Genomic DNA, 26,471 nt, shown 5'->3' on the forward strand with positions numbered 1-26,471 from the left:
AAGGTCCGTGAGACACGGTTTTGACGACAGGAGCAGGTCCGCACATACGGAACCAAGGATTCCGCACAGTCGTGTCCGTACCGCTGAACGGGTTGTTCCGCGAAGTGCCAGGTCAGGGACGCACGACGGCCGAGCCCTTGGTGACAAAGGGCTCGGCCGCGAAATGAATGTAGGACACACCTCGGTACGAGGAGATCTCACACAGATGGTGGATCACGGATCGGCCGAATGATCCATACACAGTGGATCAACCATTCGATCAAGCCAGGGCGACGAGATCCGCGTAGTCCGCGCCCCACAGGTCCTCGACGCCGTCCGGCAGCAGGATGATCCGCTCCGGCTGGAGCGCCTCGACCGCGCCCTCGTCGTGCGTGACCAGCACGACCGCGCCCTTGTAGGTGCGGAGCGCGCCGAGGATCTCCTCGCGGCTGGCGGGGTCGAGGTTGTTGGTCGGCTCGTCCAGGAGCAGGACGTTCGCCGAGCTGACCACCAGGGTGGCCAGCGCCAGACGGGTCTTCTCACCGCCGGAGAGGACTCCGGCGGGCTTGTCGACGTCGTCGCCGGAGAACAGGAACGAGCCCAGCACCTTGCGGACCTCGACGAGGTCCATGTCGGGGGCGGCCGAGCGCATGTTCTCCAGGACCGTGCGGTCGGCGTCCAGGGTCTCGTGCTCCTGGGCGTAGTAGCCGACCTTCAGGCCGTGGCCGGGGACGACCGCACCGGTGTCGGGCTGCTCGACGCCCGCGAGGAGCCTCAACAGGGTGGTCTTTCCGGCACCGTTGAGACCGAGGATGACGACCCTCGACCCCTTGTCGATGGCCAGGTCGACGTCGGTGAAGATCTCCAGCGAGCCGTAGGACTTCGACAGGCCCTCGGCCGTCAGCGGGGTCTTGCCGCAGGGCGCGGGCTCCGGGAAGCGCAGCTTGGCGACCTTGTCCTGCACGCGCACCGCTTCGAGACCGGCGAGCAGCTTGTCGGCCCGCCGGGCCATGTTCTGCGCGGCGACCGTCTTGGTGGCCTTGGCGCGCATCTTGTCGGCCTGCGAGTGCAGGGCGGCGGCCTTCTTCTCGGCGTTCTGCCGCTCGCGCTTGCGGCGCTTCTCGTCGGCCTCGCGCTGCTGCTGGTAGAGCTTCCAGCCCATGTTGTAGACGTCGATCTGGGCGCGGTTGGCGTCCAGGTAGAACACCTTGTTGACGACCGTCTCGACCAGGTCGACGTCGTGGCTGATGACGATGAAGCCGCCGCGGTAGGTCTTGAGGTAGTCGCGCAGCCAGACGATGGAGTCGGCGTCGAGGTGGTTCGTCGGCTCGTCGAGCAGCAGCGTGTCCGCGTCCGAGAACAGGATCCGGGCCAGCTCGATACGGCGGCGCTGACCGCCGGAGAGCGTGTGCAGGGGCTGACCCAGCACCCGGTCGGGGAGGTTGAGCGCGGCGGCGATGGTGGCGGCCTCGGCCTCGGCGGCGTACCCGCCCTTGGTGAGGAACTCCGTCTCCTGGCGCTCGTACTGGCGCAGGGCCTTCTCACGGGTGGCGCCCTGGCCGTTGGCGATGCGCTGCTCGTTCTCCCGCATCTTGCGGATCAGGACGTCCAGGCCGCGCGCGGACAGGATGCGGTCGCGGGCGAGCACGTCGAGGTCGCCGGTGCGCGGGTCCTGCGGGAGGTAGCCGACCTCGCCGGAGCGGGTGATGGTCCCACCGGCGGGCATGCCCTCGCCGGCCAGGCACTTGGTGAGGGTGGTCTTGCCGGCGCCGTTGCGGCCGACCAGGCCGATGCGGTCCCCCTTCGCGACACGGAAGGTGGCGGACTCGATGAGGACGCGGGCACCGGCGCGCAGCTCGATACCGGAGGCGGAGATCACGGACAGACTCCAGGGCGGGTGGGTGGCGGGATGGGCGGCGAAACAGGGGGTGCCGCGCGTGGCGCGCCGTGGGAGGAGCCGCGGCGGGCGACGGGCGGGCGTTCCCGCCGTCTAATGCGCGAGGAGAATGGCCATGCGGCCAGTCTAACGGGGCCGTGCAAGCGCTTTTTCTGCCGCCCGGGACCCGGCCGCCGAGGGCCCTGGGGTACGGGGTGGTCCGGCCCAGCTCATCGTGGTGGGGCGGGAAACGGGCGGCGCCTGCCCGTGACGTTCGGCACGTTCGCGGGGGCGCCCTTGCGGGCGTGGGTTGGCGCGCAGCCCTCGCGCAGGGGCGGTCATTGCGGGCGGGACCGGCGGGTCCTGCGTCGGGGCGGCTGTGGGCGGGAGCCGGCGCGGGTCGTCCGGCGTAGGGGTGGTACTTGCGGGCGGGAACCGGCGCGGGTCCGGCGTAGGGGCGGTCCCGGCGGGCGGGACTCGGTGGGTCCGGCGTAGGCGCGGTACCTGCGGGCGGGAACCGGTGGGTCCGGCGTAGGGGCGGTACCTGCGGGCGGGAACCGGCGCGGGTCCGGCGTACGGGCGGTACCTGCGGGCGGGAACCGGTGGGTCCGGCGTAGGGGCGGTACCTGCGGGCGGGAACCGGCGCGGGTCCGGCGTACGGGCGGTACCTGCGGGCGGGAACCGGCGCGGGTGCCCGTCGGAGTGGTCCTTGTGGGCGGTGATCGGGACGCGTCGCCCGTTCGGACGTTTGCCCGGGGCCGGGTCCGGGGTGGCGGGCGAGGATGGCCGCGGGGGTCCGACGCAGGCGGAAGTGGGTGCCCCATGCAGTTCGACGACGACGCCAGGCTGGACACCTCCGAGGTGCAGGACGTCCGCGGCAGCCGTGTCCCCGGCGGGCGGGCGACGGTCGGCGGCGGGGTCGCCGGTCTGCTGGCGCTGGTCCTGGCGCTGTTCTTCGGCGTGGGCACGGAGCAGCTCGGGCTGACCGACGGGACCGAGCAGCCCGCGGCCACGGCGTCGGCGCTGGCGCAGGTCCAGCAGTCGTGCCGGACCGGGCGGGACGCGAACACGCGGGACGACTGCCGGATGGTGGCCGTGGTCAACAGCGTGCAGGACTTCTGGGACGAGGAGTTCGAGCGGCGCAGCGGCTCCTACTCGCGTTCGCCGACGGTGTTCTTCAGTCAGCGGGTCGGTACCGCGTGCGGGGCGGCGACCAGCGCGGTCGGGCCGTTCTACTGCCCCGGCGACCGCAAGGTCTATCTCGACCTGGACTTCTTCGAGGAGCTGCGGACGAAATTCGGCGCCTCCGGCGGGCCGTTCGCGCAGGCGTACGTGGTGGCGCACGAGTACGGGCACCACGTGCAGGACCTGATGGGCACGCTGCGCCGGTCGCAGGACGGACGGACCGGGGCGGGCAGCAACGCGGTGCGGGTGGAGTTGCAGGCCGACTGCTACGCGGGGGTGTGGGCGCACCACGCGAGGACCACCAAGGACGAGTCGACCGGGCGGCCGCTGATCACCCGCCTCACCGACGCCGACATCCGGGACGGTCTGGACGCGGCGGCGGCCGTGGGCGACGACCGGATCCAGGAGCGGTTCCAGGGCCGGGTGACGCCGGAGAGCTGGACGCACGGGTCGGCACAGCAGCGCCAGCAGTGGTTCCAGCGGGGGTTCGAGAGCGGCGACATGGCGCGCTGCAACACCTTCAGCTGAGGCCCGATTGAGGCCCGATCCGCAGGTCGGGGGCGTTGTCAGTGGCGGCTGCGAGACTGGCGGCAGGTCGGAATTCCGGCAGTTGACCACGAGGGAGTGATCGGCATGGCAGGGACGGACGGCGGGCGCCCGAGCATCTACCCGACGGTGCTGTACGCGGACGCGCGGGCGGCGATCAAGCAGCTCACGGAGGCGCTGGGGTTCACCGAGCTGACGGTGTACGAGGGCGAGGACGGCTCGGTGTTCCACGCCGAGCTGGCCCAGGGCAACGGCGCTGTGATGCTCGGCTCCAAGGGCCGCGGCGGCGTCTTCGACACGGCGATGAAGGGCGCAGGCCCCGTGGGGGTGTACGTCGCCGTGGACGACGTCGACGCACACCACCGGCACGCCGTGGAGCACGGCGTGGAGATCCTGATGCCCCCGACGGACCAGGACTACGGCTCACGGGACTACATGGCCCGGGACGCCGAGGGCAACATCTGGAGCTTCGGCACGTACGTGCCGGAGATCGGCGGCTAGGGGCTGTCCGGCGGGCCCCTGGCTAGATTCCCCCCGTGTGCACCTGGAAGGCGGCGCGGCGGACCGCCTTGGCCAGGGCCGGGTCGGGGTGGGCCGCGGCGAGCGCGACCAGGACCTGGACCGTGCGGGGGTGGCCGACGGCGCGGACCTCGTCGAGGAGGGCGGGGACGGTCGGCTGTACCGCGGACTCCAGGTGCCGGACGAGCATGGGGGCCTCGCCGTGGTCGGCGACCGCGGCGGCGGTGTCGACCCAGAGCCAGGTGGCCTCCTCCCGGGTGAGGACCTCGTGGGCGTCCTCGGGGTCGATCCCGTCGTGCTCGGCCAGCCACAGCAGGGCGTACGGCCGCAGGGTGGCGTCGTCGACGACGGCACGGACGTCGGGCTCGGCGGGGGCGCCGACGACGCGCAGTGCCTCGAAGGCGAGGCCCCGCAGCAGGGCGTCGTCGCCGCGGGCGGCGTTGACCAGCTCGCTGACGGCGCTGCCGACGGGGCGGGCGGCGAGCCAGGCGCGGTACTCGGCGCGGGCGGCGTTGGGGCGGAGCTGGGCGCAGCCGCGGAGCATGTCCTCGGCGGACTGCTCGATGTTCCCGGCGGGGCTCTGTGCGGCGACGCAGATCTGCTCCAGCTTGACCCAGACCGCCCAGCTGCCGAGCGGGGTGAGCGTGGCCTGGCCGTCGCCGTAGGTGAGGGCGCCGACGGAGGCGAGGGCGTGCAGGGCCCAGTCGAGGAGGGGGGCGAGAGAGGTGTCCTCGCCGTCCTCGGGCTCTGCGGCCCCGGTCTCCGCCGCCGTTGCCCCGGCCGCTGCCTGGACGGGCTCGGGCTGCGGGCCGTAGGGGATCTCGCAGCGTTCGGTGCGCAGTTCGGTGACGCGCTGTTCCAGCAGGTCGAGGAGTTGCGCCACGGGCACGGGGCCCGCGGAGAGCTGGAGGAAGGAGAGCACCTGGGGCATGGCCGACACGACCTCGGCGACACCGGCCGGCTCCTGACCGGCGGGCTCGGGATGGGCGAGCGACCAGGCGTCGAAGAGGGCGACCCAGCCGCGCAGTACGGCGCTGTCGTCGCGGTTCCAGGCGCGCAGCCGCCAGCCGGGGCGGGCGCTGTCGCCGTGCACCTCGATCAGACCGGCGAGGCGTGCGGTGTCCCAGTCGGCGCGGACCTGAGCCACCGTCAGGCCCAGCTCGGCGGCGGCCCGCTCGGCGGTCGCGTCGGAGAGGGTGCCCTTGCCGTCGGAGTTCGCGCCGTCGCGGCCGGGGCGCAGGGCGGCGTCGGCCCAGCGGGCGACGCGCGCCGCGGCGGCCAGGCCGGAGCGTGCCATTCCGGCCAGCTCCGCGCGGGCCGGTGTGCCCTCCGGGGGGCGGGGCGCGGGGCGGCGCGGGCGCCGCTGGTTCACAGCTCTGGGGGCGGCGGCCAGGGGTCGCGGGCGGACGAGTCGAAGCCTGGAGTCGCGCGGGATACGGGACGTCACGGGTGCAGTCTTCCGGTTGACGGTCCGAAAACCCAAACGGAATGTCACGAGGGGCGACGGGATGGCCAACGCACGAGGTCCCGCGGGCGGCGCGGGACCGATAACAGGCCAGTCGTACGACGTTAAACGGAATCTCTGCGACCGGTGCGGTGGAGCGACAAGGAGGAGCTCACACGAGGGGACTCACATGAGGGGAGTCAGGAAGCGGCGCAGGGCCTCCTCGTAGGCCTTGGGGTCGGCGTTCCACATGGCTCCGTGCGGGGCCTGCCGGACGGTGTGCAGGGAGACCATGCGGGGGCGGGCGTCGGCGAGACGGCGGGAGAGGTCCCAGGGGGCGACCGCGTCGTCGGGGCCGTGGAAGATCAGGGTCGGCACGGTGAGCCGCTCGGGGACGCCGTCCGGGGCGGCATGGTCGCCGTACAGGCCGGTGCGGCCCTGGGCGGCGCGGACGGCGAGCGGCAGCAGGGCGCCGGGGGCGCGGCGGGCGGTGGCGAGAGCACGCAGGGTGGTCTGCCAGCTGAGGACCGGGGAGTCCAGTACGAGGCCCGAGACGCGGTCGCGCAGCCCGGAGCGCGCGGCGGCGCGCAGCGCCATCGTGGCTCCGGTGGACCAGCCGAGCAGGACGACCTGTTCGGCGCCGTGGCGCACGGCGTAGCGGATCGCCGCGTCCAGGTCGCGCCACTCGGTCTCGCCGAGGTGGTTCAGGCCGTCCGGTGAGCGGGGTGCGCCGAGGTCGCCGCGGTAGGCCGGGGCGAGCACCGGGAAGTGGCGGGCGGCGAGGAATCCCATGAGGTTCATGGCGACTTCGCGGGTGGCGCCGAGGCCGTGCACGGCGATCACCCAGGTACTGCGGGTGCCGGGGACGAACCAGGCGGGAAGCGGGCCGAGTTCGCCGGGGATGTCCACGTCGGCGTGGTTCAGGCCGAGGGCGGTCTCCGGGTTGCCGACGTAGAGGTTCGGGGTGAGCCGGACGCGGTCGCCGGGGGCGAGGCTGCCGTGCGTGACGCGCTCCAGGCGGCGTACGACGGTGTCGGCGCTGGGGGCCTCCTCGGTCGGGCGAAGCCGGGACCGGGGTCGGGCCGCCGCGCCGAGTACGGGTCCGACGACCGCGTGGGAGCCGTCACCGGCGAGGCCGTAGGTGCCGGGGCGCAGGGTGGCCAGGTCGCGGGTGAGCGTGACCTGGCCCGCGGCCGTGCCGTGCACGGTGAGCCAGGGTTCGGTGGGCAGGGGGCGGCCCGCCGGCGCCTTGAGCGCGGCGTCGCTGGCGAACCGGCCGGCGGCGACACTGGCGGCGCCGGCGGCGAGGGCCACGGTGACGGCAGCGGCCGTCGCTTTGACTGTGCGCACGGGTCCAGTGTCCTGGCGGACCCGACCACGGGCCAGTGGGAGGGCGGGCGGGAGTGACGCCCGGGGCCCCAAAAGGAGGGCGCGGGGATCGCGGGGGCGGGCCGGCGCCGCCGGGGTGGCGCGGGGTGGCGTGCCACCGCGGCGGGCGGGGTCGGCCGCGCTCAGCGCTGCGCTGGAGGCGCCGTGATGTGCTGTCGTTCGCCTGCGGGCTCGTAGGGGCCGGTCGCGCCGTTCCCCGCGCCCCCTCGGGGTGCTGTCGCACCGCGGTCGAATGCGCCGGGTCCGCTCGGCCGGTGCGGCGGACGGGGTCAGCCGGGCTGGCCGTACCCGCGGAGCTTTTCGGTGGCCTCGGTCAGCTGGGGTGGAGACAGCAGGGACGGGGACAGGCCCGGGACCGAGGACGCGGTGAGCCAGACCCTGCACATCCACTCCAGTTGGGCCGTGCGGTCGTAGGCCTGGGTGAGGGTGGTGCCGTAGGCGATCGTGCCGTGGTTCTGGAGGAGGCAGGCGGTGCGGTCGGTGAGGGCCTGGAGCATGTTCTCGGCCAACTCGGCGGTGCCGTAGGTCGCATAACGGGCGACTCGGACGGGGCCGCCGAGGGTGCCGGTCATGTAGTGGATCGCGGGCAGTTCGGGGACGAGCGTGGAGACGGCCGTGGCGTGCACGGCGTGGGTGTGGACGACGGCCCGCGCGTCGGTGGCGCCGTAGACGGCGAGGTGCATGGGCAGTTCGCTGGTGGGCAGGAGCGTGCCGAGCACCTGACGGCCCGCCAGGTCGACGCCGGTCACGTCCTCCGGCGCGAGGCGGTCGTAGGGCACGCCGGACGGTGTGACCAGGACGGTGTCGCCGACGCGCACCGAGACATTGCCGGACGTACCCACGACCAGACCGTCGGACACGGTCCGGCGGGCCGTCGCGACGAGTTCCTCCCAGGCGCGCACCTCCTCGGCGCGCACGCTCCTGCGCCACGGCTCCCGCCCGTCCTGCGCGCGCTCCCGCCGCTCCCCCGCGTCCCGCCGGTTCCCTCGCTGCTCAGCCATGCGGCGATCCTGCCAGGGCCGGCCCCGAACGGCCGTCGAGCGGAGGCACTTTAGGGCGGAAGACCGGCGTCCGGAAGGGCGCATATCCGTGGATATCACCCTCTCCTGCTGCTTGGCCGGAGATGGACGGGCATTCCTCGACCTCCCAGTACCCTCTGGGGGATTTGTCGCGCACGTCGCCATTCCGGGGGGAAACATGGCTCGTGATCACACTCCGTTCCGCCACCGCTCCCGACTGATCGCGGCCCTGGCCGCGGCCCTCGCCCTGGGGGCCACCGCGCTGGTCGAGACCCCGGCCACGGCGGCCGGCAAGCCCAGGGGACACGACGTCTCGTCCCACCAGAAGAACGTCGACTGGCAGAGCGCGAGGACCAAGGGCGCCCGGTTCGTCTACGTCAAGGCGACCGAGTCCCACACCTACCGCAACCCGTACTTCGGCCAGCAGTACGACGGCTCCCGCGACGCGGGCCTGATCCGCGGGGCGTACCACTTCGCGCTGCCGGACAAGTCGTCGGGCAGGGCCCAGGCGCGGCACTTCGTGGGCAACGGCGGCGGCTGGAGCGCGGACGGCCGGACGCTGCCACCCGCCCTCGACATCGAATACAACCCGTACGACAAGAAGCGGAAGTGCTACGGCCTGAGCCAGAAGAGGATGACCAAGTGGATCAGGTCGTTCAGCAACGAGGTGCGGCGGCTGACCGGCCGGCACCCGGTGATCTACACGACCACCCACTGGTGGAACACCTGCACCGGCGGCAGCCGCGCCTTCGCGGCCGACCACGCGCTGTGGGTCGCCCGCTACGACTCGGCGAGCGCGGGGACGCTGCCGGCCGGCTGGGGGGCGTGGACCTTCTGGCAGTACGACAACGGCAGCGGCAGCCTGCCGGGTGACCAGAATCTCTTCAACGGTTCGATGAAGCAGCTCAGGAAGTTTGCCCGGGGCTCCTAGTCCTTGGGGCGCCTGGGGCGCGCGCGGCCGCACGGGTCGAACGGAGGCGACACTCGCCGTTCCGGACACCGTGCGGCCTGCCTCAGTTCACCTTCCGTTCATCCAGGTTACCTACGTTCCTACAGCCAATGACCTCGAACGATTGCCTGGGTAAATGGAAAACTTCTCGCTGATCCTCGCGATTGTGGTGGTAACCGCACTCGCGTTCGATTTCACGAACGGTTTTCACGACACCGCCAACGCGATGGCCACGACCATCTCGACCGGTGCGCTCAAGCCCAAGGTCGCGGTGGCCATGTCCGCCGTCCTCAACCTTGTGGGTGCCTTCCTCTCCGTGGAGGTCGCCAACACGATCTCCAAGGGTCTCGTCGACGAGACCGGCATACGTCCCGAGGTCATCTTCGCCGCCTTGGTCGGCGCGATCCTCTGGAACCTGTTGACCTGGCTGGTCGGACTCCCCTCCAGCTCCTCGCACGCCCTCATGGGCGGTCTGATCGGCGCGACCATCGCCTCGGCCGGCTTCGGCGCGGTCCACGGCGACGCGCTCGTCACCAAGGTTCTGATCCCGGCGATCGCCGCCCCGCTGGTCGCGGGCATCGCCGCGATGCTCGGCACGAAGCTGACGTACTCCCTCGGCAAGAAGGCCGACGGCAAGGCCTCCGAGAAGGGCTACCGCGCCGGCCAGATCGCCTCCGCCGGCCTGGTCTCCCTGGCCCACGGCACCAACGACGCGCAGAAGACCATGGGCATCATCACCCTCGCCCTGGTCACCGGCGGCGTCCTCGCCCCCGACTCCGACCCGCCCATGTGGGTCATCGTCTCCGCGGGTGTGGCCATCGCCCTCGGCACCTACCTCGGCGGCTGGCGCATCATCCGCACCATGGGCAAGGGCCTGACCGACCTCCAGCCGCAGCAGGGCTTCGCCGCCCAGACCAGTGCGGCCACGGTCATCCTGGCCTCCTCCCACCTCGGCTTCTCCCTCTCCACCACGCACTCCGTCTCCGGCGCGGTGATGGGCGCGGGCCTCGGCCGCAAGGGCGGCGTGGTCCGCTGGTCGACGGCGACGCGGATGTTCGTCGCGTGGGGTCTGACGCTGCCGGCCGCCGCGCTGGTCGGCGCGCTCGCCGAGTACGTCACCGGCCTCGGCGCCTGGGGCACGGCGCTCGTCGCGGTCTTCCTGGTCGCCTCCAGCGCCGCGATCTGGAAGATCTCCCGGCGTGAGGTCATCGACCACACCAACGTCAACGAGACCGAGGAGCCGGCCGGCGTCGTCACCACCGCGGTGGCCGCGGTGACCCCGCCGCCGGCGGGAGCGGTCGCCGAGGACCTGACGGCCACCATCGCGGCCCCCGCGGCCGATCCCGAGCCCGTGGCGCCCTCGCAGGCGACGGTCTGACCCCCCACGCAGTGAAGGAAGAAGCAGCATGAAGATCGACTGGGCGGCTCTCGGTTCCGTCTTCGGCGTCAGCCTCGTCGTCACCGTGGCCCTGGTGGGCCTGTTCACCCTCGGCATCGCGGGCCTGTCCCGCCGCGAGCGGGCGGCGGCACAGGGAGGTTCCGCGGGACTCGCGGTCACCGGCGCGTACGCGTGCTTCGCGGCGTGCGCGGCGGCTGTGGCGTACGGGATCTATCTGATCGTGGTCTGATCGCGACCGGAGTCACGCGCGCTCTGCTCGGATGCCTTTGACGGCTTCGGGCAGAGCGCGCCTTTGTGGGCCGCTGCGGGCAGGTCAGCCCGGCGCGCGAGCGGGTTGTGGTCGCCAAGTACGGTGCAGAGGGTGCCGGCGAGGACGGAGCTGTCCAGAGGGATCTTCCAGACACCCGATTCGTTGCCGTGGTAAAGGACGTCACCGACGATGCGCCAAGCCCCATACAGCCAGAAGGCGTCCAGGGGGCCAAGAGCTTCCTTTCGCTTCTCCGACCACAGTTCAACTTGTTCGGCGCTGTAGTCCGCGGGAGGGACCAACACCATCCGCCCGTCACTGCCGTAAGCGCCGATCACGCCATGCTTTTCGACAGCTACCCTCCGCGTACCCCTTGCGGTGACGGGGTCGATCAGAACCATGGCGTCCCGAAGCAGCACCGCCAGGTGTCCGCCGTCGTCCCGGAACCGCATTCCGCGTCGATCGAAGTGGTCTGGGGGTAGGCCGAGCTGCCTCGTAGTGCGTCGCCCGCTGCCGTCCTGGGGATTCCATCGGGTGATCTTCCCGTTGCGTCTGAGGACCCATGCCGTTCCGTCCCTGGGTGAGACCTCGACAGCCAGGCAGCGAAGCGGGTTCCTGACACGTGGCTCACGGCAGTCGGGGGCGTGCGCGGAGGTGAGGAGGCCGTCCCGGTCAAGCCGCTGCACACCCTTCGCGCCGAGCATCAGGAAGTCCTCGTTGCCGAGCGGGCGGATATCCCGCGCCAGTGGGTTCTCTTCGGGACTGCGCCTCTCGTCCGGATGGATCCTCACCACGTCGAGCCCGGTGGGCCTCACCTTGTAGAGCGCCCATCCCAGGTCGCTCCAGACCGCCAGGCGGCTCTCGTCCCTGCTGAAGACGGCGCCGCTGGGCTCCCCGAAGGACCACGGCCGCTCCGAGCCGACCTGCCGCCCCCGCAGACGTTGCCCACCGAGTACAGAAAGCGTGATGCGGTCCGTGTCCCGTGCCGAAGCCCTGCTGCTGCCGAGCACGGCCCACTGTCTGCCGGACGGAGCGAACACGGCCAGGTGATCCCACTCTTCCCTCGGCGCATGCTGTACCGGCCGCGTCCTGAACGACACAAGGTCGCGGCCGCACAGGACGTGCAGGACAGGGGTGTCTTCCCCGTGCCGGGTCATCACATCGAGGGGGCTGTCGGGGCACGCACCTCGCTCATGTGTGTAGGCGAGGGGGCGCAGTACCGCATATTCCGCTCCGGTCCTGCTGTCCTGCCACAGGTCGCCACTCCCGGAATAGGTGCGGCTGTAGCGGCCTGTCGCATCCGACGGGGCGGGCTGTCGGTACGCCGGTGCCGATTCACGCCGCTCCCCGGTCGCAGGGTTCCGGTAGTCGCCCTTGAACTCTTGGTCACCGGACGTCCACAAGGTCCGTCCCCCCACCCCGAGCGTCATGGCGTCGAGGGCGGACTCCTTCCACCGCTGAACGCCGGAGTCCAGCGCGTGGGCACGCACCGTCAAGGGTTCCCTGGCGTCCGCCTTCCTCCCCTCGGCAAGGACGATCAGCCGGGCGCTCTTCCCCTGCCCACTGGGCAGCGCGGCCCCGGTCAGGCAGCCGTTCGTTCCGAGCAGCCCCGGCGGCACGTCGATGGCTTGCCCCTTTTCAGCGTCGTGGAAGTGCAGCCGCAGCTGGTCCTTCGGTGTCCCGTCGATGCAGCCGTCGTCGGTCCCCTTCGCTGTCATGTGCAGCAAAAGCTTGCCGTCCGCAGAGAAGTCGAGAACCTCGCTCCTTGTCCCGCCCGGGTCCCTCCCGCCCGGCCACTCGGCCACCGTCCTCCGGCCGACCGCGCTCCACACCTTGCCCTGTCCTTCGGGCCCCGCCGCCGCCACTCGGGCCCCGTCGTCACTGACCGCCACCGCGTCGGACCCGTCGGGCACGCTTTCCAGGCGATTCTTGCGCGGCTTCCCGGTGGCCAGTCCGGTGATCACGTACCCCCGCAGGTCGCCCTGGTGGTCCTCCTCCAGCGCCACCACCCGCTTCCCGTCCGCCGAGGCGGCCAGCGCTGTGACCCGTCCCGAGAAGAACCCCTCCTCGATGCTCCGCACCATCGCCATCCCGGGATACGCGTGCAGCAGCGCCTTGTACGTCTGCTTGGTCGGCTCCGTCCGATGCGCCAGCACCGCCAGCGCCGCTCCCTCGACCGGGTCGTCGGAGAACCGGTCGAGGGAGCGGGTGGCGAGTTCGTTCGCAGCCCCCTCGCGTTCCTTCCGGTCGGCGTCCTGGCCGGCCTGCGTCACGAAGTAGGTCAACGTCACGGCTATCAGGGCCAGCACCGCCACCAACGCCACGCCCGTGCGGCTCCTGCGTACCGAGCGTCGGTGGTGGTGTCTGCTGAGCCGGATGAACTCCTTCTCCGGGGCGGAGAGTTCGGCCGGGCGCAGGGCGGCCGAGCCCGTCGTTGTCGTCAGCTCCTTTCCCCTCAGCAGGAGATCGTCGTGGCGTCCGCCGTCCTCCCACTCCCGCAGACGGGCGCGCAGCTTCTCGTGCCGGACGAGGAGGGCGCGCGACTCGTCCAGCCAGTTCCGCAGGGTCGGCCACTGCCGGACCAGGGCCTCGTGGGCCAGGGCCACCGTCTCCCGGCCCGAGCTGTCGCGGGAGATGACCAGGAGGCGGGTGGCCGCCAAGGCCTGGGCCGCCGCGCGGAGTTCAGGGGGGAGTTGGTCGAAGGCACGCGCCACGCGCGCGTACTCCTTGCCCCGCACCGGGCGGGCCAGTTGCTCGAAGAGACGGCGGGCGGTCGGCTCGTCCGGGCCGTCGGGGGCCTTGCAGACCTGGGCCAGTTGGTGGTCGGCGTAGCGGGACAGGGCGCCTTCCACGCCGCCGATCTCCCGGTACGCGGCGTGGGTGAGGCGGCCGTGCCGGCGGCGGTCCCAGAGTTCGGCGAGGGTGAACTCCAGCAGGGGCAGGGCTCCCGGTTCGGCGCCCGCCTCGGCCACGAGCAGTTCCGGCAGGCCCGGTTCGAAGTCCACGCCGGGGACCGCGGCGACCGGGCACCGCACCACCTCGTCCAGTTGGGCCGGGGTCATCGGCGCGACCATCTGGACCGTGCCGCTGAGCGCCTCGGCGCGGCCGCCCGTCACCAGTTCTTCCAGCGACGCCGAGCGCAGGGTGGCCAGGACGCGGAGGCGGCGGCCCGCGGGGTGGGTCGCGCGGGCCATCGGCAGCAGTACGTCGAGCAGGGCGCGGGCATCCGCCGGTCGGGCCCCGACCGTCTCCTCGAACTGGTCGAGGAGGACGACATGACCCGCCGTACCGCACTGTTCGAGGATGCGGGCGCCGAGCAGCACCGCCGTCTCCCGGTCGCCGCCCAGCCGTCGTGCCGGCTCCGCGGCCGACGGGAACTGCGCGGCCAGCGCCTCCGCCAGCGTCCGTACCGGGTCCGTGTCCGGCTGGCCCGCGAAGTCCGTCACCGTATGGCCCAAGGAGCGGAGGAGCGGGAGTACGCCCGCTCGCACCAGGGAGGACTTGCCCACCCCCGACGCCCCGGCGACCGGCACGAACGGGTGCTCCAGGAGGGCGGCGGCGATGCGCTCGCTGTCCGCCCGGCGGGCGAAGAATATGGAGGCGTCCTGTTCGCGGAAGGATTCCAGGCCTCGGAAGGGGGACGGGCACAGGGCCGGGTCCAGGCCCAGGAGGAGGGCGGCGGGGATGAGGTACGCCGTCGTGGCGCCCGTTCCCGTGTCCGCGGCCACCGTCATGCCGACGACGCCGCCCTGCTCGGTGTCCCAGACGGGGGCGCCGCTGAAGCCCTGCCCGATGACCGGGCCGCGTGGGGACGGGCGGGGCTCCATGGAGGTCCAGCCCTTGCCGACGGGTGCACGGAGCCGGCCGTCCACCCATACGCCGTGGTCGTCGGTGCGCAGGGGGAAGCCCAGCACGCGGAAGGGGTGGTCCCAGACCGCCGTACCGCCGGCGAAGCGGACCGCCGTGGTGCCGGGGGCCGGGTCCTCCAGGGCGAGCAGGGCCATGTCGCCGCCGCCGTCGTCGGCCACCGGACGCCAGTGCGTGACCGTCGCGCGCAGGCGCGGCGAGGGCGAGGTCAGCAGCGGGAAGTCGACGGTCACCGCGTACGCGGGAGGGGTGCGGGCGGTGTCGGGGGTGCCCAGCGCGTCCGCCACGACGTGGGCGCACGTGCACAGGGTGCGGTCCGCGATCAGGAAGCCGGTGCCGGTGACCCGGCCGTCCTCGCTCCAGAACCGGGCGATGCCGCGCGCGAGTTCGTCGTCAGGCTCGGCCGTCGCCATCGCGCTGTCCGGGAAGGGCGGGTTCGACGGGGTTCGCCCAGTGCATGCTGACGGTGAAGTGCGCCTCCGTGGAACCGCGCGCCACCACGACACCCGCCTCGGCGCTGAGCGTGATGCCGAACTCGACGGTGACCGAGCCGGGCGGTCTCGGCAGCCCGCGGGCGCCGTCCAGGACCGCGCCGAGCGCCGGACGCACCCGGGCGAGCGCCTGTTGAAGGGTCTCGGCCGCCCCGGCCACCGCACCGCCCCGGGAGACGCGCTGCACTCCGGCCGGGCCGTCCCCCGACACCTCCAGCAGGACGACCTGGCCGTCGTCCAGCATCATCTCGCCCACGTAGGCCACGATTCCGGCCCTCCCCCTCGGCGGCCCGCCCTTCGGACTCGTATGCAGATTCCATGGGTTCGTCCGGCGCGCCCGCAAGGCGCTTCCGGGGAGTCACCTCGTACGAGTGAACGCCGCTCGGTGTGGGCCTCAGCACACTCCCCCTTCGCAGGTCAACGGCAAGTTGACGGGTCTTCCGGGGGCGTGGTGGACTGCCGGGGCCAGCTACGGCGGCTGGAGAGGAAGCCGGTGCGAATCCGGCGCGGTCCCGCCACTGTCACCGGGGTAGACAACCCCGGGAGCCAGGAACTCTCACCGCCGATCTCGTCGAGCCAGGGCGCGGACACCCTGAGTGAGGACATATCGCCATGCGCGGCTGCCGATTGAGCGCCTGCCCCTACCGAGCTCTGCCCGACCGCACGGCCGGCTGAGCCGATGCGGGCCGATCGCGTCCACGCGTACGGCGCCGCCGCCGGCCTCCTCGGTGACCTGCTCCTCGGCGATCCCCGCCGCGGGCATCCGGTCGCCGTGTTCGGGCGGGCCGCCGGTGCCGTGGAACGGGTGCTGTGGCGGGACGACCGGGGCCGGGGCGTGCTGCACGCCGCCGTGTGCGCCGGAGGAGCCGTGGCGCTCGCCGCCGTGGCCGCCCGCGCCGTACGCCGCTCCCCCGCCGCCTCCGTCGCGCTGACCGGCGCCGCCACCTGGGCGGTCGTCGGGGGGACTTCGCTCGCCCGGGAGGCCCGGGTCATCGGGCGGGCCCTGGAGGCGGGCGACGTCGAGGCCGCGCGGGCGCGGCTGCCGCATCTGTGCGGGCGGGATCCGCAGGCCCTGGACGCCGACGGGATCGCGCGCGCGGTGGTGGAGTCCGTCGCCGAGAACACCTCCGACGCCGTCGTGGGGGCTCTGGTGTGGGGGGCCGTCGGCGGGGTGCCGGGGCTGGTCGGGTTCCGGGCCGTCAACACCCTGGACGCCATGGTCGGGCACAAGTCGCCCCGCTACCGGCGCTACGGGTGGGCCTCCGCGCGCCTCGACGACCTCGCCGGATGGCCCGGGGCGCGCCTGACCGCCGTACTCGCGAGCCTGGCCGGGGGCGATCCCCGTGGGGGCGTACGCGCCTGGCGCGCCGACGCCGCCAAGCATCCGAGCCCCAACGCCGGGCCGGTGGAGGCGTCGTTCGCGGGCTCACTCGGGGTACGGCTCGGGGGGACGTTGTCGTACGGCGGGCGCATCGAGCACCGGCCGGTACTGAACGGGGAGGGGCGTGCCGTGGAAGTCGGGGACATCGAGCGGGCCGTTCGGCTGTCTCGGCGGGTGAGCTGGCTGGCGCTGGGCGCCAGTGTCGCCGTACGCCGAGTCGTGAAGGGGCGTCGGTCATGACCGGCGGCGGGCTGCTCGTCGCGGGAACCACCTCCGACGCCGGCAAGAGCGTCGTCACCGCGGGGATCTGCCGGTGGCTGGTGCGGCAGGGGGTCAAGGTCGCGCCGTTCAAGGCGCAGAACATGTCCCTCAATTCGTTCGTCACGCGCGAGGGCGCGGAGATCGGGCGGGCGCAGGCCATGCAGGCACAGGCCTGTCGGGTCGAGCCCACCGCGCTCATGAATCCCGTGCTGCTCAAGCCCGGTGGCGAGCAGAGCAGCCAGGTCGTGCTGCTCGGGAAGCCGGTCGGGGAGCTCAGCGCGCGCGGGTACCACGGCGGGCGGCAGCAGAAGCTTCTGGGGACCGTGCTCGACTGCCTCGCCGAGTTGCGGGGCACGTATGACGCGGTGATCTGCGAAGGGGCCGGGAGCCCGGCCGAGATCAACCTGCGGCGGACCGACATCGTCAACATGGGCATCGCGCGCAATGCCGGACTGCCCGTGCTCGTCGTCGGCGACATCGACCGCGGTGGCGTCTTCGCCTCCTTCTTCGGAACCGTCGCCCTGCTCGCGCCCGAGGACCAGGCGCTCGTCGCCGGGTTCCTGGTCAACAAGTTCCGGGGGGACGTGTCGCTGCTCGAACCCGGACTCGACATGCTCCACGGGCTCACCGGGCGGCACACCTACGGCGTGCTGCCCTTCCAGCACGGCCTCGGCATCGACGAGGAGGACGGGCTGAGGGTGTCGCTGCGGGGAGCCGTGCGGGAGTCGCAGGTCTCCTCCCCCGTCGGCGAGGACGTGCTGCGGGTCGCCGTCTGCGCGATCCCGCTCATGTCCAACTTCACCGACGTCGACGCCCTCGCCGCCGAACCCGGTGTCGTCGTACGGTTCGTGGACCGGCCGGAGGAACTGGCCGACGCGGACCTGGTCGTCGTCCCCGGGACCCGGGGGACCGTGCGCGCGCTGGAGTGGCTGCGGGAGCGGGGACTCGCCCAGGCCCTGGGGCGCAGGGCCGCCGAGGGGCGGCCGGTGCTCGGCATCTGCGGCGGCTTCCAGCTCCTCGGCGAGCACATCGAGGACGAGGTCGAGAGCCGCGCGGGGCACGTGGACGGGCTCGGAATCCTTCCCGTCCGGGTGCGGTTCGCCCGCGAGAAGACCCTCACCCGGCCCGTCGGCGAGGCGCTCGGCGAGCGCGTCGAGGGGTACGAGATCCATCACGGCGTCGCCGAAGTCGTAGGGGGCGAGCCCTTCTTGGACGGGTGCCGGGTCGGTCAGACCTGGGGCACGCACTGGCACGGCTCGCTGGAGTCGGACGGTTTCCGGCGGGCCTTCCTGCGCGAGGTGGCGGCCGCCGCGGGCCGCCGTTTCGTGCCGGCCCCCGACACCTCGTTCGCCGCGCTGCGCGAGGAGCAGCTCGACCGGCTCGGCGATCTGATCGAACAGCACGCGGACACGGACGCGCTCCGGCGGCTCATCGAGTCGGGCGCGCCACAAGGACTGCCTTTCATTCCACCGGGAGCGCCCGCATGAGCACAGTGTTGTTGTTGTCGACCGCCGACACGGATCTGCTGGCGGCCCGCGCCTCGGACGCCGACTACCGGATCGGCAACCCGACCCGCGTGGACGTCGCCGAGGAACTGCCCGCACTCCTCCAGGGCGCCGACCTGGCCGTCGTACGGCTGCTGGGCGGCAAGCGGGCCTGGGAGGACGGGCTCGCGAAGCTGAAGGCCTCCGGCATCCCGACCGTGCTGCTCGGCGGTGAGGCCGTGCCGGACGCGGAGCTGATGGCGGAGTCCTCCGTCCCGGCCGGGGTCGTGGCCGAGGCGCTCAAGTACCTCGTCGAGGGCGGGCCCGCCAACCTCACCGAGCTGGCGCGCTTCCTGTCCGACACCGTGCTGCTGACCGGTGAGGGGTTCCTCGAACCGCAGAAGATGCCCGAGTACGGCGTCCACGGCGAGCGCGCCGTCCAGGAGGGCCGCCCGACCGTCGGCGTGCTCTTCTACCGGGCCCATGAACTCAGCGGCAACACCGCGTTCGTGGACACCCTGTGCGACGCCATCGAGGCGAAGGGCGCCAACGCCCTGCCGGTGTACTGCGGTTCGCTGCGCGGTGCCGACCCGGGGCTGTACGAGATCCTCGGCGCCGCGGACACCCTGGTGGCCACCGTCCTCGCCGCCGGCGGCACACACGCCTCGCAGGCGTCGGCGGGCGGTGACGAGGAGGCCTGGGACATCGGGGCGCTGGCCGACCTCAACGTGCCGGTGCTGCAAGGGCTGTGCCTGACGTCCTCGCGCAAGGCCTGGGACGAGTCCGACGCCGCTCTCTCCCCCATGGACGCGGCGATGCAGGTCGCGATCCCGGAGTTCGACGGGCGGCTGATCACCGTGCCGTTCTCCTTCAAGGAGCAGGGCCCCGACGAGGTCCCGGTCTACGTCGCCGACCCCGAGCGGGCCGCCCGGGTCGCCGGAATCGCCGTACGCCACGCACGGTTGAGGCACAAGCCCAACGCGGAGAAGAAGCTCGCCCTCGTCTTCACCGCCTACCCGACCAAGCACTCGCGGGTCGGCAACGCGGTGGGCCTCGACACCCCCGCCTCGGCGGTGCGGGTCCTGGACGCGCTGCGCGACGCCGGGTACGCGCTCACCGAATACCCCTCCGGCGGCGACGAGTTGATCCACCGCCTCATCGAGGCCGGCGGACACGACGTGGAGTGGCTCACCGAGGAGCAGTTGGCCGCCGCGCCCGCGCGCGTCCCGCTGGCCGACTACCGGGCCTGGTTCGAGAAGCTGGACCCGGAGCTGCGCGACGCCATGCTGGAGGCGTGGGGCGAGCCGCCGGGCTCGCTGTACGTCGACGGGGACGACATCGTGCTCGCCTCCCTGCAGTTCGGGAACGTCGTCGTGATGATCCAGCCGCCGCGCGGCTTCGGGGAGAACCCGATCGCGATCTACCACGACCCGGACATGCCGCCCTCGCACCACTACATGGCGGCCTACCGCTGGCTGGAGAACAGCTTCGGCGCCGACGCCGTCGTCCACATGGGCAAGCACGGCACGATGGAGTGGCTGCCGGGCAAGGGGCTCGGCCTGAGCGGCGGTTGCGCCCCGGACGCGGTGCTGGGCGACCTGCCGTTGATCTACCCGTTCATCGTCAACGACCCCGGCGAGGGCACCCAGGCCAAGCGGCGCGGGCACGCCACCGTCGTCGACCACCTGGTGCCGCCGATGGCCCGCGCCGACACCTACGGCGACCTGGCGAAGCTGGAGCAGCTCCTCGACGAGTACGCGCTCGTCTCCGACCTCGACCCGGCGAAGGCGCCGGCCGTACGGGCACAGATCTGGACGCTGGTGAAGGCGGCCGAACTCCATCACGACCTGCATGTCGAGGACCAGCCGGACGACGACGACTTCGACGAGTTCGTCATGCACATCGACGGCTATCTGTGCGAGATCAAGGACGTGCAGATCCGGGACGGGCTGCACATCCTCGGCGGCGGGCCGGTGGACGAGGCACGGGTCAACCTCGTGCTGGCCGTGCTGCGCGCCTCGCAGGTGTGGGGCGGGCAGGCCAACGCCCTGCCGGGACTGAGGGCCTGCCTCGCGGCCCACTTCGGGCTGGTCGAGAAGGAGTTGCTGGCCGAGCCGGGCGCCGCGGTGAAGGTGCCGGTCGAGCTGACCGAGCTGGTCGAGGGGCCGTCCCGCACGGCCGCCGACACGATCGACCTGCTGGAGCAGCTGTGCCGGCGGATCGCGGAGGGCATGGAGGCACGGGACTGGGCCGCGAGCGAGAGCGCGCCCCTCGTCCGTGAGGTCATCGGCACCGAACTGACCGACGCCGTCGCGGTGCTGGAGTTCGCCTGCAACGAGGTCGTGCCGCGGCTGGCGCGGACCACCGACGAGATCGGGCACATCCTCAAGGCGCTCGACGGCGGTTACGTCCCGGCGGGCCCGTCCGGTTCGCCGACGCGCGGTCTGGTCAACGTGCTGCCGACCGGCCGGAACTTCTACTCCGTCGACCCCAAGGCGATTCCCTCCCGGCTGAGTTGGGAGGTGGGGCAGTCCCTGGCCGACTCCCTCGTGCAGCGCTACCTCCAGGACACCGGCGAGTACCCGAAGTCGGTGGGCCTCACGGTGTGGGGTACGTCCGCGATGCGCACCCAGGGCGACGACATCGCCGAGATCCTGGCGCTGCTGGGCTGCCGTCCGGTGTGGGACGAGGCGTCGAGGCGGGTCACCGGCTTCGAGGTCGTGCCCCTCGCGGAGCTCGGGCGGCCGCGCATCGACGTGACCGTCCGGATCTCCGGGTTCTTCCGGGACGCGTTCCCGCACGTGGTCGGGCTGATCGACGACGCGGTGCGGACGGTGGCGGAGCTGGACGAGCCGGTCGACTCCAACTTCGTCCGGGCGCACGTGGAGGAGGACGCCGCCGAGCACGGCGACCGGCGGCGGGCCACCGCTCGTATCTTCGGGTCGAAGCCGGGTGCCTACGGCGCCGGCCTGCTGCCGCTGATCGACGCGCGGAACTGGCGCAGCGACGCGGACCTCGCCGAGGTGTACGCCGTCTGGGGCGGCTACGCGTACGGGCGCGGGCTCGACGGGCGGGCGGCGCGGGGGGACATGGAGACGGCGTTCAAGCGGATCGCTGTCGCCGCGAAGAACGTCGACACCCGCGAGCATGACCTCGTCGACGCCGACGACTACTTCCAGTACCACGGCGGCATGGTCGCCATGGTGCGGCATCTGACGGGGGCCAACCCCGAGGCCTACGTGGGCGATTCGGCGACGCCGGACCAGGTGAAGACCCGCACCCTGGGCGAGGAGACCCACCGCGTGTTCCGCGCGCGTGTCGTCAACCCGCGCTGGATGGCGGCGATGCGCAGGCACGGCTACAAGGGCGCCTTCGAGATGGCGGCGACCGTGGACTACCTCTTCGGCTACGACGCCACGGCCGGGGTCGTCGACGACTGGATGTACGAGAAGCTCAGCGCGGAGTACGTCTTCGACCCGGAGAACCGGGACTTCATGAAGCAGTCCAACCCCTGGGCGCTGCGCGGCATCACCGAGCGACTGCTGGAGGCCGCGGACCGTGGGCTGTGGGCGGAGCCGGACGCGGACACGCTGGAGCGACTGCGTGCCACCTATCTGGAGCTCGAAGGCGACTTGGAGGGCGACCAGTGACAACTCCTTTCCCTTTTACGGCCGTTGTCGGCCAGGACGACCTGCGGCTCGCGCTGCTGCTGAACGCCGTGTCGCCGGCGGTCGGCGGTGTGCTGGTGCGCGGCGAGAAGGGCACCGCCAAGTCGACGGCCGTGCGGGCGCTTTCGGCGTTGTTGCCGGAGGTCGATGTCGTCGCCGGGTGCCGTTTCTCCTGTGATCCGGCCAAGCCCGATGCCGGGTGCCCCGACGGCCCGCACGAACCCGGCAACGGCACGGCGCGGCCCTCCCGCATGGTCGAACTCCCCGTCGGCGCCTCCGAGGACCGGCTCGTCGGCGCCCTCGACATCGAGCGGGCGCTGGCCGAGGGCGTGAAGGCATTCGAACCGGGCCTGCTGGCTCAGGCGCACCGCGGGATCCTCTACGTCGACGAGGTCAACCTTCTCCACGACCATCTCGTGGACCTGCTGCTGGACGCGGCCGCGATGGGCGCGTCGTATGTCGAACGCGAGGGTGTCTCCGTACGGCATGCCGCGCGTTTCCTGCTCGTCGGGACGATGAACCCGGAGGAGGGCGAGCTGCGGCCGCAGCTCCTCGATCGCTTCGGACTCACCGTCGAGGTCGCGGCCTCACGCGAGCCCGATCAGCGGGTGGAGGTCGTACGGCGGCGGCTCGCCTACGACGACGACCCGGCCGGTTTCGGCGCGCGGTGGGCCGACGAGGAGGCCTCCGTACGGGCGCGGATCGTGGCGGCGCGGGAGTTGTTGCCGTCGGTGCGGCTGGGGGACGGGGCGCTGCGGCAGATCGCGGCGACCTGTGCCGCGTTCGAGGTGGACGGCATGCGGGCCGACATCGTGATGGCGCGTACCGCCACGGCGCTCGCCGCCTGGGCAGGGCGGAGCGAGGTACTGGCCGAGGACGTGCGGCAGGCCGCGCTGCTCGCGTTGCCTCATCGCAGGCGTCGTAATCCCTTTGATGCGCCGGGACTTGACGAGGACAAGCTGGACCAGACGCTGGAGGAGTTCTCCGGGGACTCCCCCGAGGACGATCCCGACCCGGACGGGCCGGGCGGGGGTGGCGGGCAGCCGCCCTCGGATTCCGGTGGGCCGCAGAGAGGCGGCTCCGGTGCGCGTCCCGAGGCCGGCGAGGACGGGGAGCCGCAGGCTTCCGGGGCCGGGGAGCAGACTCCCGTACGGGCGTCCGAGCCGTTCCGGGCGAAGGTGCTGAGCGTTCCGGGTATCGGCGAGGGTGCCGCCGGGCGGCGGTCGCGGGCGCGTACCGAGCACGGGCGGACGACCGGTGCGCGGCGGCCGCGGGGGGCGCTGACGAAGCTGCATCTGGCGGCGACCGTGCAGGCGGCTGCGCCGCATCAGCGGGCGCGCGGGCGGTCCGGGCCGGGGCTGGTCGTGCGGCGTGACGATCTGCGGCAGGCGACGCGGGAGGGACGCGAGGGCAACCTCGTGCTGTTCGTGGTGGACGCCTCCGGTTCCATGGCCGCCCGGCAGCGGATGAGTGCCGTGAAGGGTGCCGTGCTGTCGCTGCTGCTGGACGCGTATCAGCGGCGGGACAAGGTGGGTCTGGTGACGTTCCGGGGTTCGGCCGCGGAGGTCGCGCTGCCGCCCACGTCGTCGGTGGACGCGGCAGCGGCCCGGCTGGAGTCGCTGCCCACGGGCGGGCGTACGCCGTTGGCCGCGGGGCTGCTCAAGGCGCATGACGTGCTGCGGGTCGAGCGGCTGCGGGATGCCGCGCGGCGGCCGCTGGTGGTCGTGGTGACCGACGGGCGGGCCACCGGCGGGCCGGAGCCGGTGGCGCTGGCGGGGCGGGCGGCTCGGTTGTTCGCCGCCGAGGGCATCGCCTCCGTGGTCGTGGACTGCGAGGCCGGGCCGGTGCGGCTGGGGCTCGCGGGGCAGCTCGCGGGTGAACTGGGCGGCACGGCGGTGACGTTGGACGAGCTGCGGGCGGACTCCATCGCCGGTCTGGTGAAGGACGTACAGAGGAGGGCCGCGTAATGCCACAGGGACAGCCGAGTGTGGTGCCGGACGACGGGCTGACGACGCGTCAGCGGCGCAACCGTCCCTTGGTCGTCGTGCACACGGGGATCGGGAAGGGGAAGTCCACCGCCGCTTTCGGGCTCGCGCTGCGGGCCTGGAACCAGGGGTGGCCCATCGGGGTGTTCCAGTTCGTCAAGTCGGCGAAGTGGAAGGTCGGCGAGGAGAACGCGCTGCGGGTGCTGGGGGCGTCCGGGGAGGGCGGGTCCGTCGACTGGCACAAGATGGGCGAGGGGTGGTCCTGGGTTCAGCGGGACATCCAGGGTGACAACTCGACCAACGAGGAGAAGGCCCGGGAGGGCTGGGAGCAGGTCAAGCGGGATCTGGCGGCGGAGACGTACAAGCTGTACGTGCTCGACGAGTTCGCCTATCCGATGCACTGGGGGTGGGTGGACACCGATGAGGTCGTCGACGTGCTGCGGAACCGGCCCGGCACCCAGCATGTCGTGATCACCGGGCGGAACGCGCCCGAGAAGCTCGTCGACTTCGCCGATCTCGTGACCGACATGTCCAAGGTGAAGCATCCGATGGACGCCGGGCAGAAGGGGCAGAGGGGCATCGAGTGGTGACGTCTTCCGTCCCTCGGCTGGTCATTGCCGCGCCTTCCTCGGGCAGCGGCAAGACCACCGTTGCCACGGGGTTGATGGCCGCGTTCGCCGCGCGGGGGCTTGCCGTGTCTCCGCACAAGGTGGGGCCCGACTACATCGATCCCGGGTACCACGCGCTCGCCACCGGGCGGGTGGGGCGGAATCTCGACGCGTACCTGTGCGGGCCGGAGCTGGTCGGGCCGTTGTTCGCGCACGGGGCGCGGGGGTGTGACCTCGCGGTCGTCGAGGGCGTGATGGGTCTCTACGACGGGGCCGCGGGGGAAGGCGAACTGGCGTCGACGGCGCAGGTGGCGAAGTTGCTGCGGGCGCCGGTGGTGCTGGTGGTGGACGCGTCGTCGCAGGCCCGGTCGGTGGCGGCGCTGGTGCACGGGTTCGTGTCGTGGGATCCGGAGGTGCGGGTCGGGGGCGTGATCCTGAACAAGGTCGGCTCGGATCGGCACGAGGAGTTGCTGCGGGAGGCGTTGGAAGCGGTCGGGGTGCCGGTGCTGGGGGTGTTGCGGCGGGCTCCGCAGGTGGATACGCCGTCGCGGCATCTGGGGCTGGTGCCGGTGGCCGAGCGGGGGGCCGCGGCCGTGGAGGCGGTGGCCGCGATGGGGGCGCAGGTGGCCGACGGGTGTGATCTGGAGGGGTTGCTGGGGCTGGCGCGGAGTGCGGGTTCTTTGTCGGGTGCGGGGTGGGATGCGGCTGAGGTTTTGGGTTCTTCGCCCCCTCCGCCCCTTCCCGTCCCGACCCCGGGGGCTGCGCCCCCAGACCCCCGCTTCGGCCCTGGACGGGCCTCGTCCTCAAACGCCGGACGGGCTGAAAGCACCGGCCTGCGTCCCGTTGTCGCCGTTGCCGGTGGGGCCGCCTTCACCTTCTCCTATGCCGAGCATGCCGAGTTGCTGGCCGCGGCCGGGGCCGAGGTGGTGACCTTCGATCCGTTGCGGGACGAGCAACTGCCGGATGGGACGCGTGGGTTGGTCATCGGGGGCGGGTTTCCCGAGGTGTACGCCTCCGAGTTGTCCGCCAACGAGCCGTTGCGGAAGGCGGTCGCGGAGCTTGCGCTCGGTGGGGCTCCCGTTGCCGCCGAGTGTGCCGGGCTGCTCTATCTGTGCCGTGAGCTGGACGGGCGGCCCATGTGCGGGGTGCTGGATGCGGAGGCGCGGATGACGGGGCGGCTCACGCTCGGGTACCGGGATGCCGTGGCGGTCGGTGACAGTTCGCTGGTTGCCGCCGGGGGGCGGATGCGGGGGCACGAGTTCCATCGGACCGTCGTCGAGCCGGGCGCCGGGGCGGCTCCCGCGTGGGGGGTGCGCGCCCCTGAGCGGCGCGTCGAAGGTTTCGTACAACTAGGTGTGCACGCGAGTTATCTGCACACGCACTGGGCGTCCGCGCCCGGTGTCGCCCGTCGGTTCGTGGAGAGGTGCCGGACGTCATGAGCAACAGCAGGCTGATCGGGGTCGGGGTGGGTCCCGGGGACCCGGAGCTGGTGACGGTCAAGGGCGTCAACGCGCTGCGGGCCGCCGATGTCGTCGTCGTACCGGTGATGGACACCGGGGAGCGAGGGCGGGCCGAGGCCACGGTGCTGCACTACGTGCCCGGGGACAAGGTCGTACGGGTGGTGTTCGCGCTGAACGAGCGGACGGACCGGGGGCGTCGTGAGGCGGCCTGGGACGCGGCGGGCGGACGGGTGGCCGAGCTGCTGCGGGAGCATTCCGTCGTCGCGTTCGCCACGATCGGTGATCCCAACGTGTACTCCACCTTCACCTACCTCGCCCAGACCATCGGGGGGCTCGTGCCGGGGACCGTGGTGGAAACGGTTCCCGGGATCACCGCCATGCAGGACCTCGCCTCGCGGTCGGGGGCCGTGCTGACGGAGGGGACCGAGCCGCTGACGCTGGTTCCGGTGACCGCCGGGGCCGCGGTGCTCAAGGAGGCGCTGGCCGGGCCGGGGACCGTCGTCGCCTACAAGTTCGGGCGGCAGGCCGGTGAGGTGGCCGAGGCGTTGCGGGAGAGCGGGCGGCTCGACGACGCCGTGTGGGGGGCCTCGCTCGGGCTGCCCGAGGAGTCGATACGGCCCGCCGGCGAGCTCGACGGCACGCCGCTGCCGTATCTGTCCACGCTCATCGCGCCCGCGCGGCGCGACGGCGGGCGGGGCGGCAAGCTGTGAGTCC

Annotated in this window: 18 protein-coding genes and 1 riboswitch; of the genes, 12 read left to right on the forward strand and 6 right to left on the reverse strand. The window is 72.5% G+C overall.

Translation table 11 applies throughout. The features are described 5' to 3' along the window. Positions 1–259 precede the first annotated feature (259 nt). On the reverse strand, positions 260–1,858 hold the full coding sequence (locus ICC28_RS27675) for an ABC-F family ATP-binding cassette domain-containing protein (RefSeq protein ID WP_188291451.1): 1,599 nt from the start codon (positions 1,856–1,858) through the stop codon (positions 260–262). Between the two features lie 819 nt (positions 1,859–2,677). On the opposite strand from ICC28_RS27675, the gene ICC28_RS27680 reads away from it, so the two are divergent. Then, the gene (locus ICC28_RS27680; protein WP_188291452.1) at positions 2,678–3,568 is read left to right on the forward strand and encodes a neutral zinc metallopeptidase; all 891 of its coding nucleotides are present in this window, start codon (positions 2,678–2,680) and stop codon (positions 3,566–3,568) included. Between the two features lie 105 nt (positions 3,569–3,673). Next, positions 3,674–4,087: a VOC family protein gene (locus ICC28_RS27685; protein ID WP_188291453.1), complete on the forward strand. Its 414-nt coding sequence runs from the start codon at positions 3,674–3,676 to the stop codon at positions 4,085–4,087. Positions 4,088–4,109: 22 nt separating this feature from the next. On the opposite strand, the gene ICC28_RS27690 is transcribed toward ICC28_RS27685, so the two are convergent. The 3 genes from ICC28_RS27690 to ICC28_RS27700 form a co-directional block, all read right to left on the reverse strand. After that, complete coding sequence (locus ICC28_RS27690) at positions 4,110–5,552, reverse strand: hypothetical protein (RefSeq protein ID WP_188291454.1); 1,443 nt, start codon at positions 5,550–5,552, stop codon at positions 4,110–4,112. A gap of 183 nt (positions 5,553–5,735) precedes the next feature. Then, positions 5,736–6,899 carry an alpha/beta hydrolase gene (locus ICC28_RS27695; RefSeq protein WP_188291455.1) on the reverse strand — a complete coding sequence of 388 codons (1,164 nt, stop codon included), beginning with the start codon at positions 6,897–6,899 and terminating at the stop codon, positions 5,736–5,738. Positions 6,900–7,207: 308 nt separating this feature from the next. Then, positions 7,208–7,939, reverse strand: coding sequence for a class II aldolase/adducin family protein (locus tag ICC28_RS27700; protein WP_188291456.1), 732 nt, complete (start codon positions 7,937–7,939; stop codon positions 7,208–7,210). A 196-nt stretch (positions 7,940–8,135) separates the two neighbouring features. Here ICC28_RS27700 and ICC28_RS27705 point away from each other — a divergent pair, with 196 nt between their 5' ends. The 3 genes from ICC28_RS27705 to ICC28_RS27715 all read left to right on the forward strand — a co-directional run bounded on the left by ICC28_RS27705 (position 8,136) and on the right by ICC28_RS27715 (position 10,534). Next, positions 8,136–8,888: a lysozyme gene (locus tag ICC28_RS27705; protein WP_188291457.1), complete on the forward strand. Its 753-nt coding sequence runs from the start codon at positions 8,136–8,138 to the stop codon at positions 8,886–8,888. Between the two features lie 154 nt (positions 8,889–9,042). Beyond that, positions 9,043–10,284 (forward strand): inorganic phosphate transporter, encoded by a 1,242-nt coding sequence (locus ICC28_RS27710; RefSeq protein ID WP_188291458.1) that lies wholly within the window; start codon positions 9,043–9,045, stop codon positions 10,282–10,284. A 28-nt stretch (positions 10,285–10,312) separates the two neighbouring features. Then, a complete protein-coding gene (locus tag ICC28_RS27715; RefSeq protein ID WP_188291459.1) occupies positions 10,313–10,534 on the forward strand; it encodes a hypothetical protein in 222 nt (73 codons plus the stop codon). On the opposite strand, the gene ICC28_RS27720 is transcribed toward ICC28_RS27715, so the two are convergent. Together ICC28_RS27720 and ICC28_RS27725 are read right to left on the reverse strand one after the other, a co-directional pair. After that, entirely contained in the window at positions 10,516–14,832 is a 4,317-nt protein-coding gene (locus ICC28_RS27720; protein WP_188291460.1) for a serine protease, read from the reverse strand. The genes ICC28_RS27715 and ICC28_RS27720 overlap by 19 nt on opposite strands. Next, on the reverse strand, positions 14,813–15,175 hold the full coding sequence (locus ICC28_RS27725; protein ID WP_282702073.1) for a CU044_2847 family protein: 363 nt from the start codon (positions 15,173–15,175) through the stop codon (positions 14,813–14,815). Before ICC28_RS27725 ends, ICC28_RS27720 begins: the two co-directional genes overlap by 20 nt. Before the next feature lie 217 nt (positions 15,176–15,392). Next, positions 15,393–15,466, forward strand: a riboswitch (cobalamin riboswitch). Positions 15,467–15,589: 123 nt separating this feature from the next. Between ICC28_RS27725 and ICC28_RS27730 the strand changes: the two genes are divergently transcribed. From ICC28_RS27730 to cobI, 7 genes are read left to right on the forward strand one after another with little or no spacing between them, the layout of a single operon-like run. Then, complete coding sequence (locus tag ICC28_RS27730; protein WP_188291461.1) at positions 15,590–16,531, forward strand: cobalamin biosynthesis protein; 942 nt, start codon at positions 15,590–15,592, stop codon at positions 16,529–16,531. After that, entirely contained in the window at positions 16,528–18,039 is a 1,512-nt protein-coding gene (locus ICC28_RS27735; protein WP_188291462.1) for a cobyric acid synthase, read from the forward strand. Before ICC28_RS27730 ends, ICC28_RS27735 begins: the two co-directional genes overlap by 4 nt. After that, a complete protein-coding gene (gene cobN, locus ICC28_RS27740) occupies positions 18,036–21,686 on the forward strand; it encodes a cobaltochelatase subunit CobN (RefSeq protein ID WP_188291463.1) in 3,651 nt (1,216 codons plus the stop codon). The genes ICC28_RS27735 and cobN overlap by 4 nt, the downstream gene beginning before the upstream one ends. Next, entirely contained in the window at positions 21,683–23,671 is a 1,989-nt protein-coding gene (locus ICC28_RS27745; protein WP_188291464.1) for a putative cobaltochelatase, read from the forward strand. Before cobN ends, ICC28_RS27745 begins: the two co-directional genes overlap by 4 nt. Then, positions 23,671–24,279: a cob(I)yrinic acid a,c-diamide adenosyltransferase gene (gene cobO, locus ICC28_RS27750; protein WP_188291465.1), complete on the forward strand. Its 609-nt coding sequence runs from the start codon at positions 23,671–23,673 to the stop codon at positions 24,277–24,279. Before ICC28_RS27745 ends, cobO begins: the two co-directional genes overlap by 1 nt. After that, positions 24,273–25,736 carry a cobyrinate a,c-diamide synthase gene (locus tag ICC28_RS27755; protein ID WP_188291466.1) on the forward strand — a complete coding sequence of 488 codons (1,464 nt, stop codon included), beginning with the start codon at positions 24,273–24,275 and terminating at the stop codon, positions 25,734–25,736. Before cobO ends, ICC28_RS27755 begins: the two co-directional genes overlap by 7 nt. Beyond that, a complete protein-coding gene (gene cobI, locus ICC28_RS27760) occupies positions 25,721–26,467 on the forward strand; it encodes a precorrin-2 C(20)-methyltransferase (protein WP_188291467.1) in 747 nt (248 codons plus the stop codon). The genes ICC28_RS27755 and cobI overlap by 16 nt, the downstream gene beginning before the upstream one ends. Positions 26,468–26,471 lie beyond the last annotated feature (4 nt).

This window comes from Streptomyces sp. TRM68416 (assembly GCF_014596915.1).
In the GTDB taxonomy this organism is placed as follows: Bacteria; Actinomycetota; Actinomycetes; order Streptomycetales; family Streptomycetaceae; genus Streptomyces.

Bases quoted from the DNA above. Each gene is read 5' to 3' on its own strand.
- ICC28_RS27730 (WP_188291461.1), top strand. From the start codon at position 15,590: ATGCGGGCCGATCGCGTCCACGCGTACGGCGCCGCCGCCGGCCTCCTC.
- ICC28_RS27705 (WP_188291457.1), top strand. From the start codon at position 8,136: ATGGCTCGTGATCACACTCCGTTCCGCCACCGCTCCCGACTGATCGCG.
- ICC28_RS27710 (WP_188291458.1), top strand. From the start codon at position 9,043: ATGGAAAACTTCTCGCTGATCCTCGCGATTGTGGTGGTAACCGCACTC.
- ICC28_RS27735 (WP_188291462.1), top strand. From the start codon at position 16,528: ATGACCGGCGGCGGGCTGCTCGTCGCGGGAACCACCTCCGACGCCGGC.
- ICC28_RS27685 (WP_188291453.1), top strand. From the start codon at position 3,674: ATGGCAGGGACGGACGGCGGGCGCCCGAGCATCTACCCGACGGTGCTG.
- ICC28_RS27715 (WP_188291459.1), top strand. From the start codon at position 10,313: ATGAAGATCGACTGGGCGGCTCTCGGTTCCGTCTTCGGCGTCAGCCTC.
- ICC28_RS27680 (WP_188291452.1), top strand. From the start codon at position 2,678: ATGCAGTTCGACGACGACGCCAGGCTGGACACCTCCGAGGTGCAGGAC.
- ICC28_RS27720 (WP_188291460.1), bottom strand. From the start codon at position 14,832: ATGGCGACGGCCGAGCCTGACGACGAACTCGCGCGCGGCATCGCCCGG.
- cobO (WP_188291465.1), top strand. From the start codon at position 23,671: ATGCCACAGGGACAGCCGAGTGTGGTGCCGGACGACGGGCTGACGACG.
- ICC28_RS27700 (WP_188291456.1), bottom strand. From the start codon at position 7,939: ATGGCTGAGCAGCGAGGGAACCGGCGGGACGCGGGGGAGCGGCGGGAG.
- cobN (WP_188291463.1), top strand. From the start codon at position 18,036: ATGAGCACAGTGTTGTTGTTGTCGACCGCCGACACGGATCTGCTGGCG.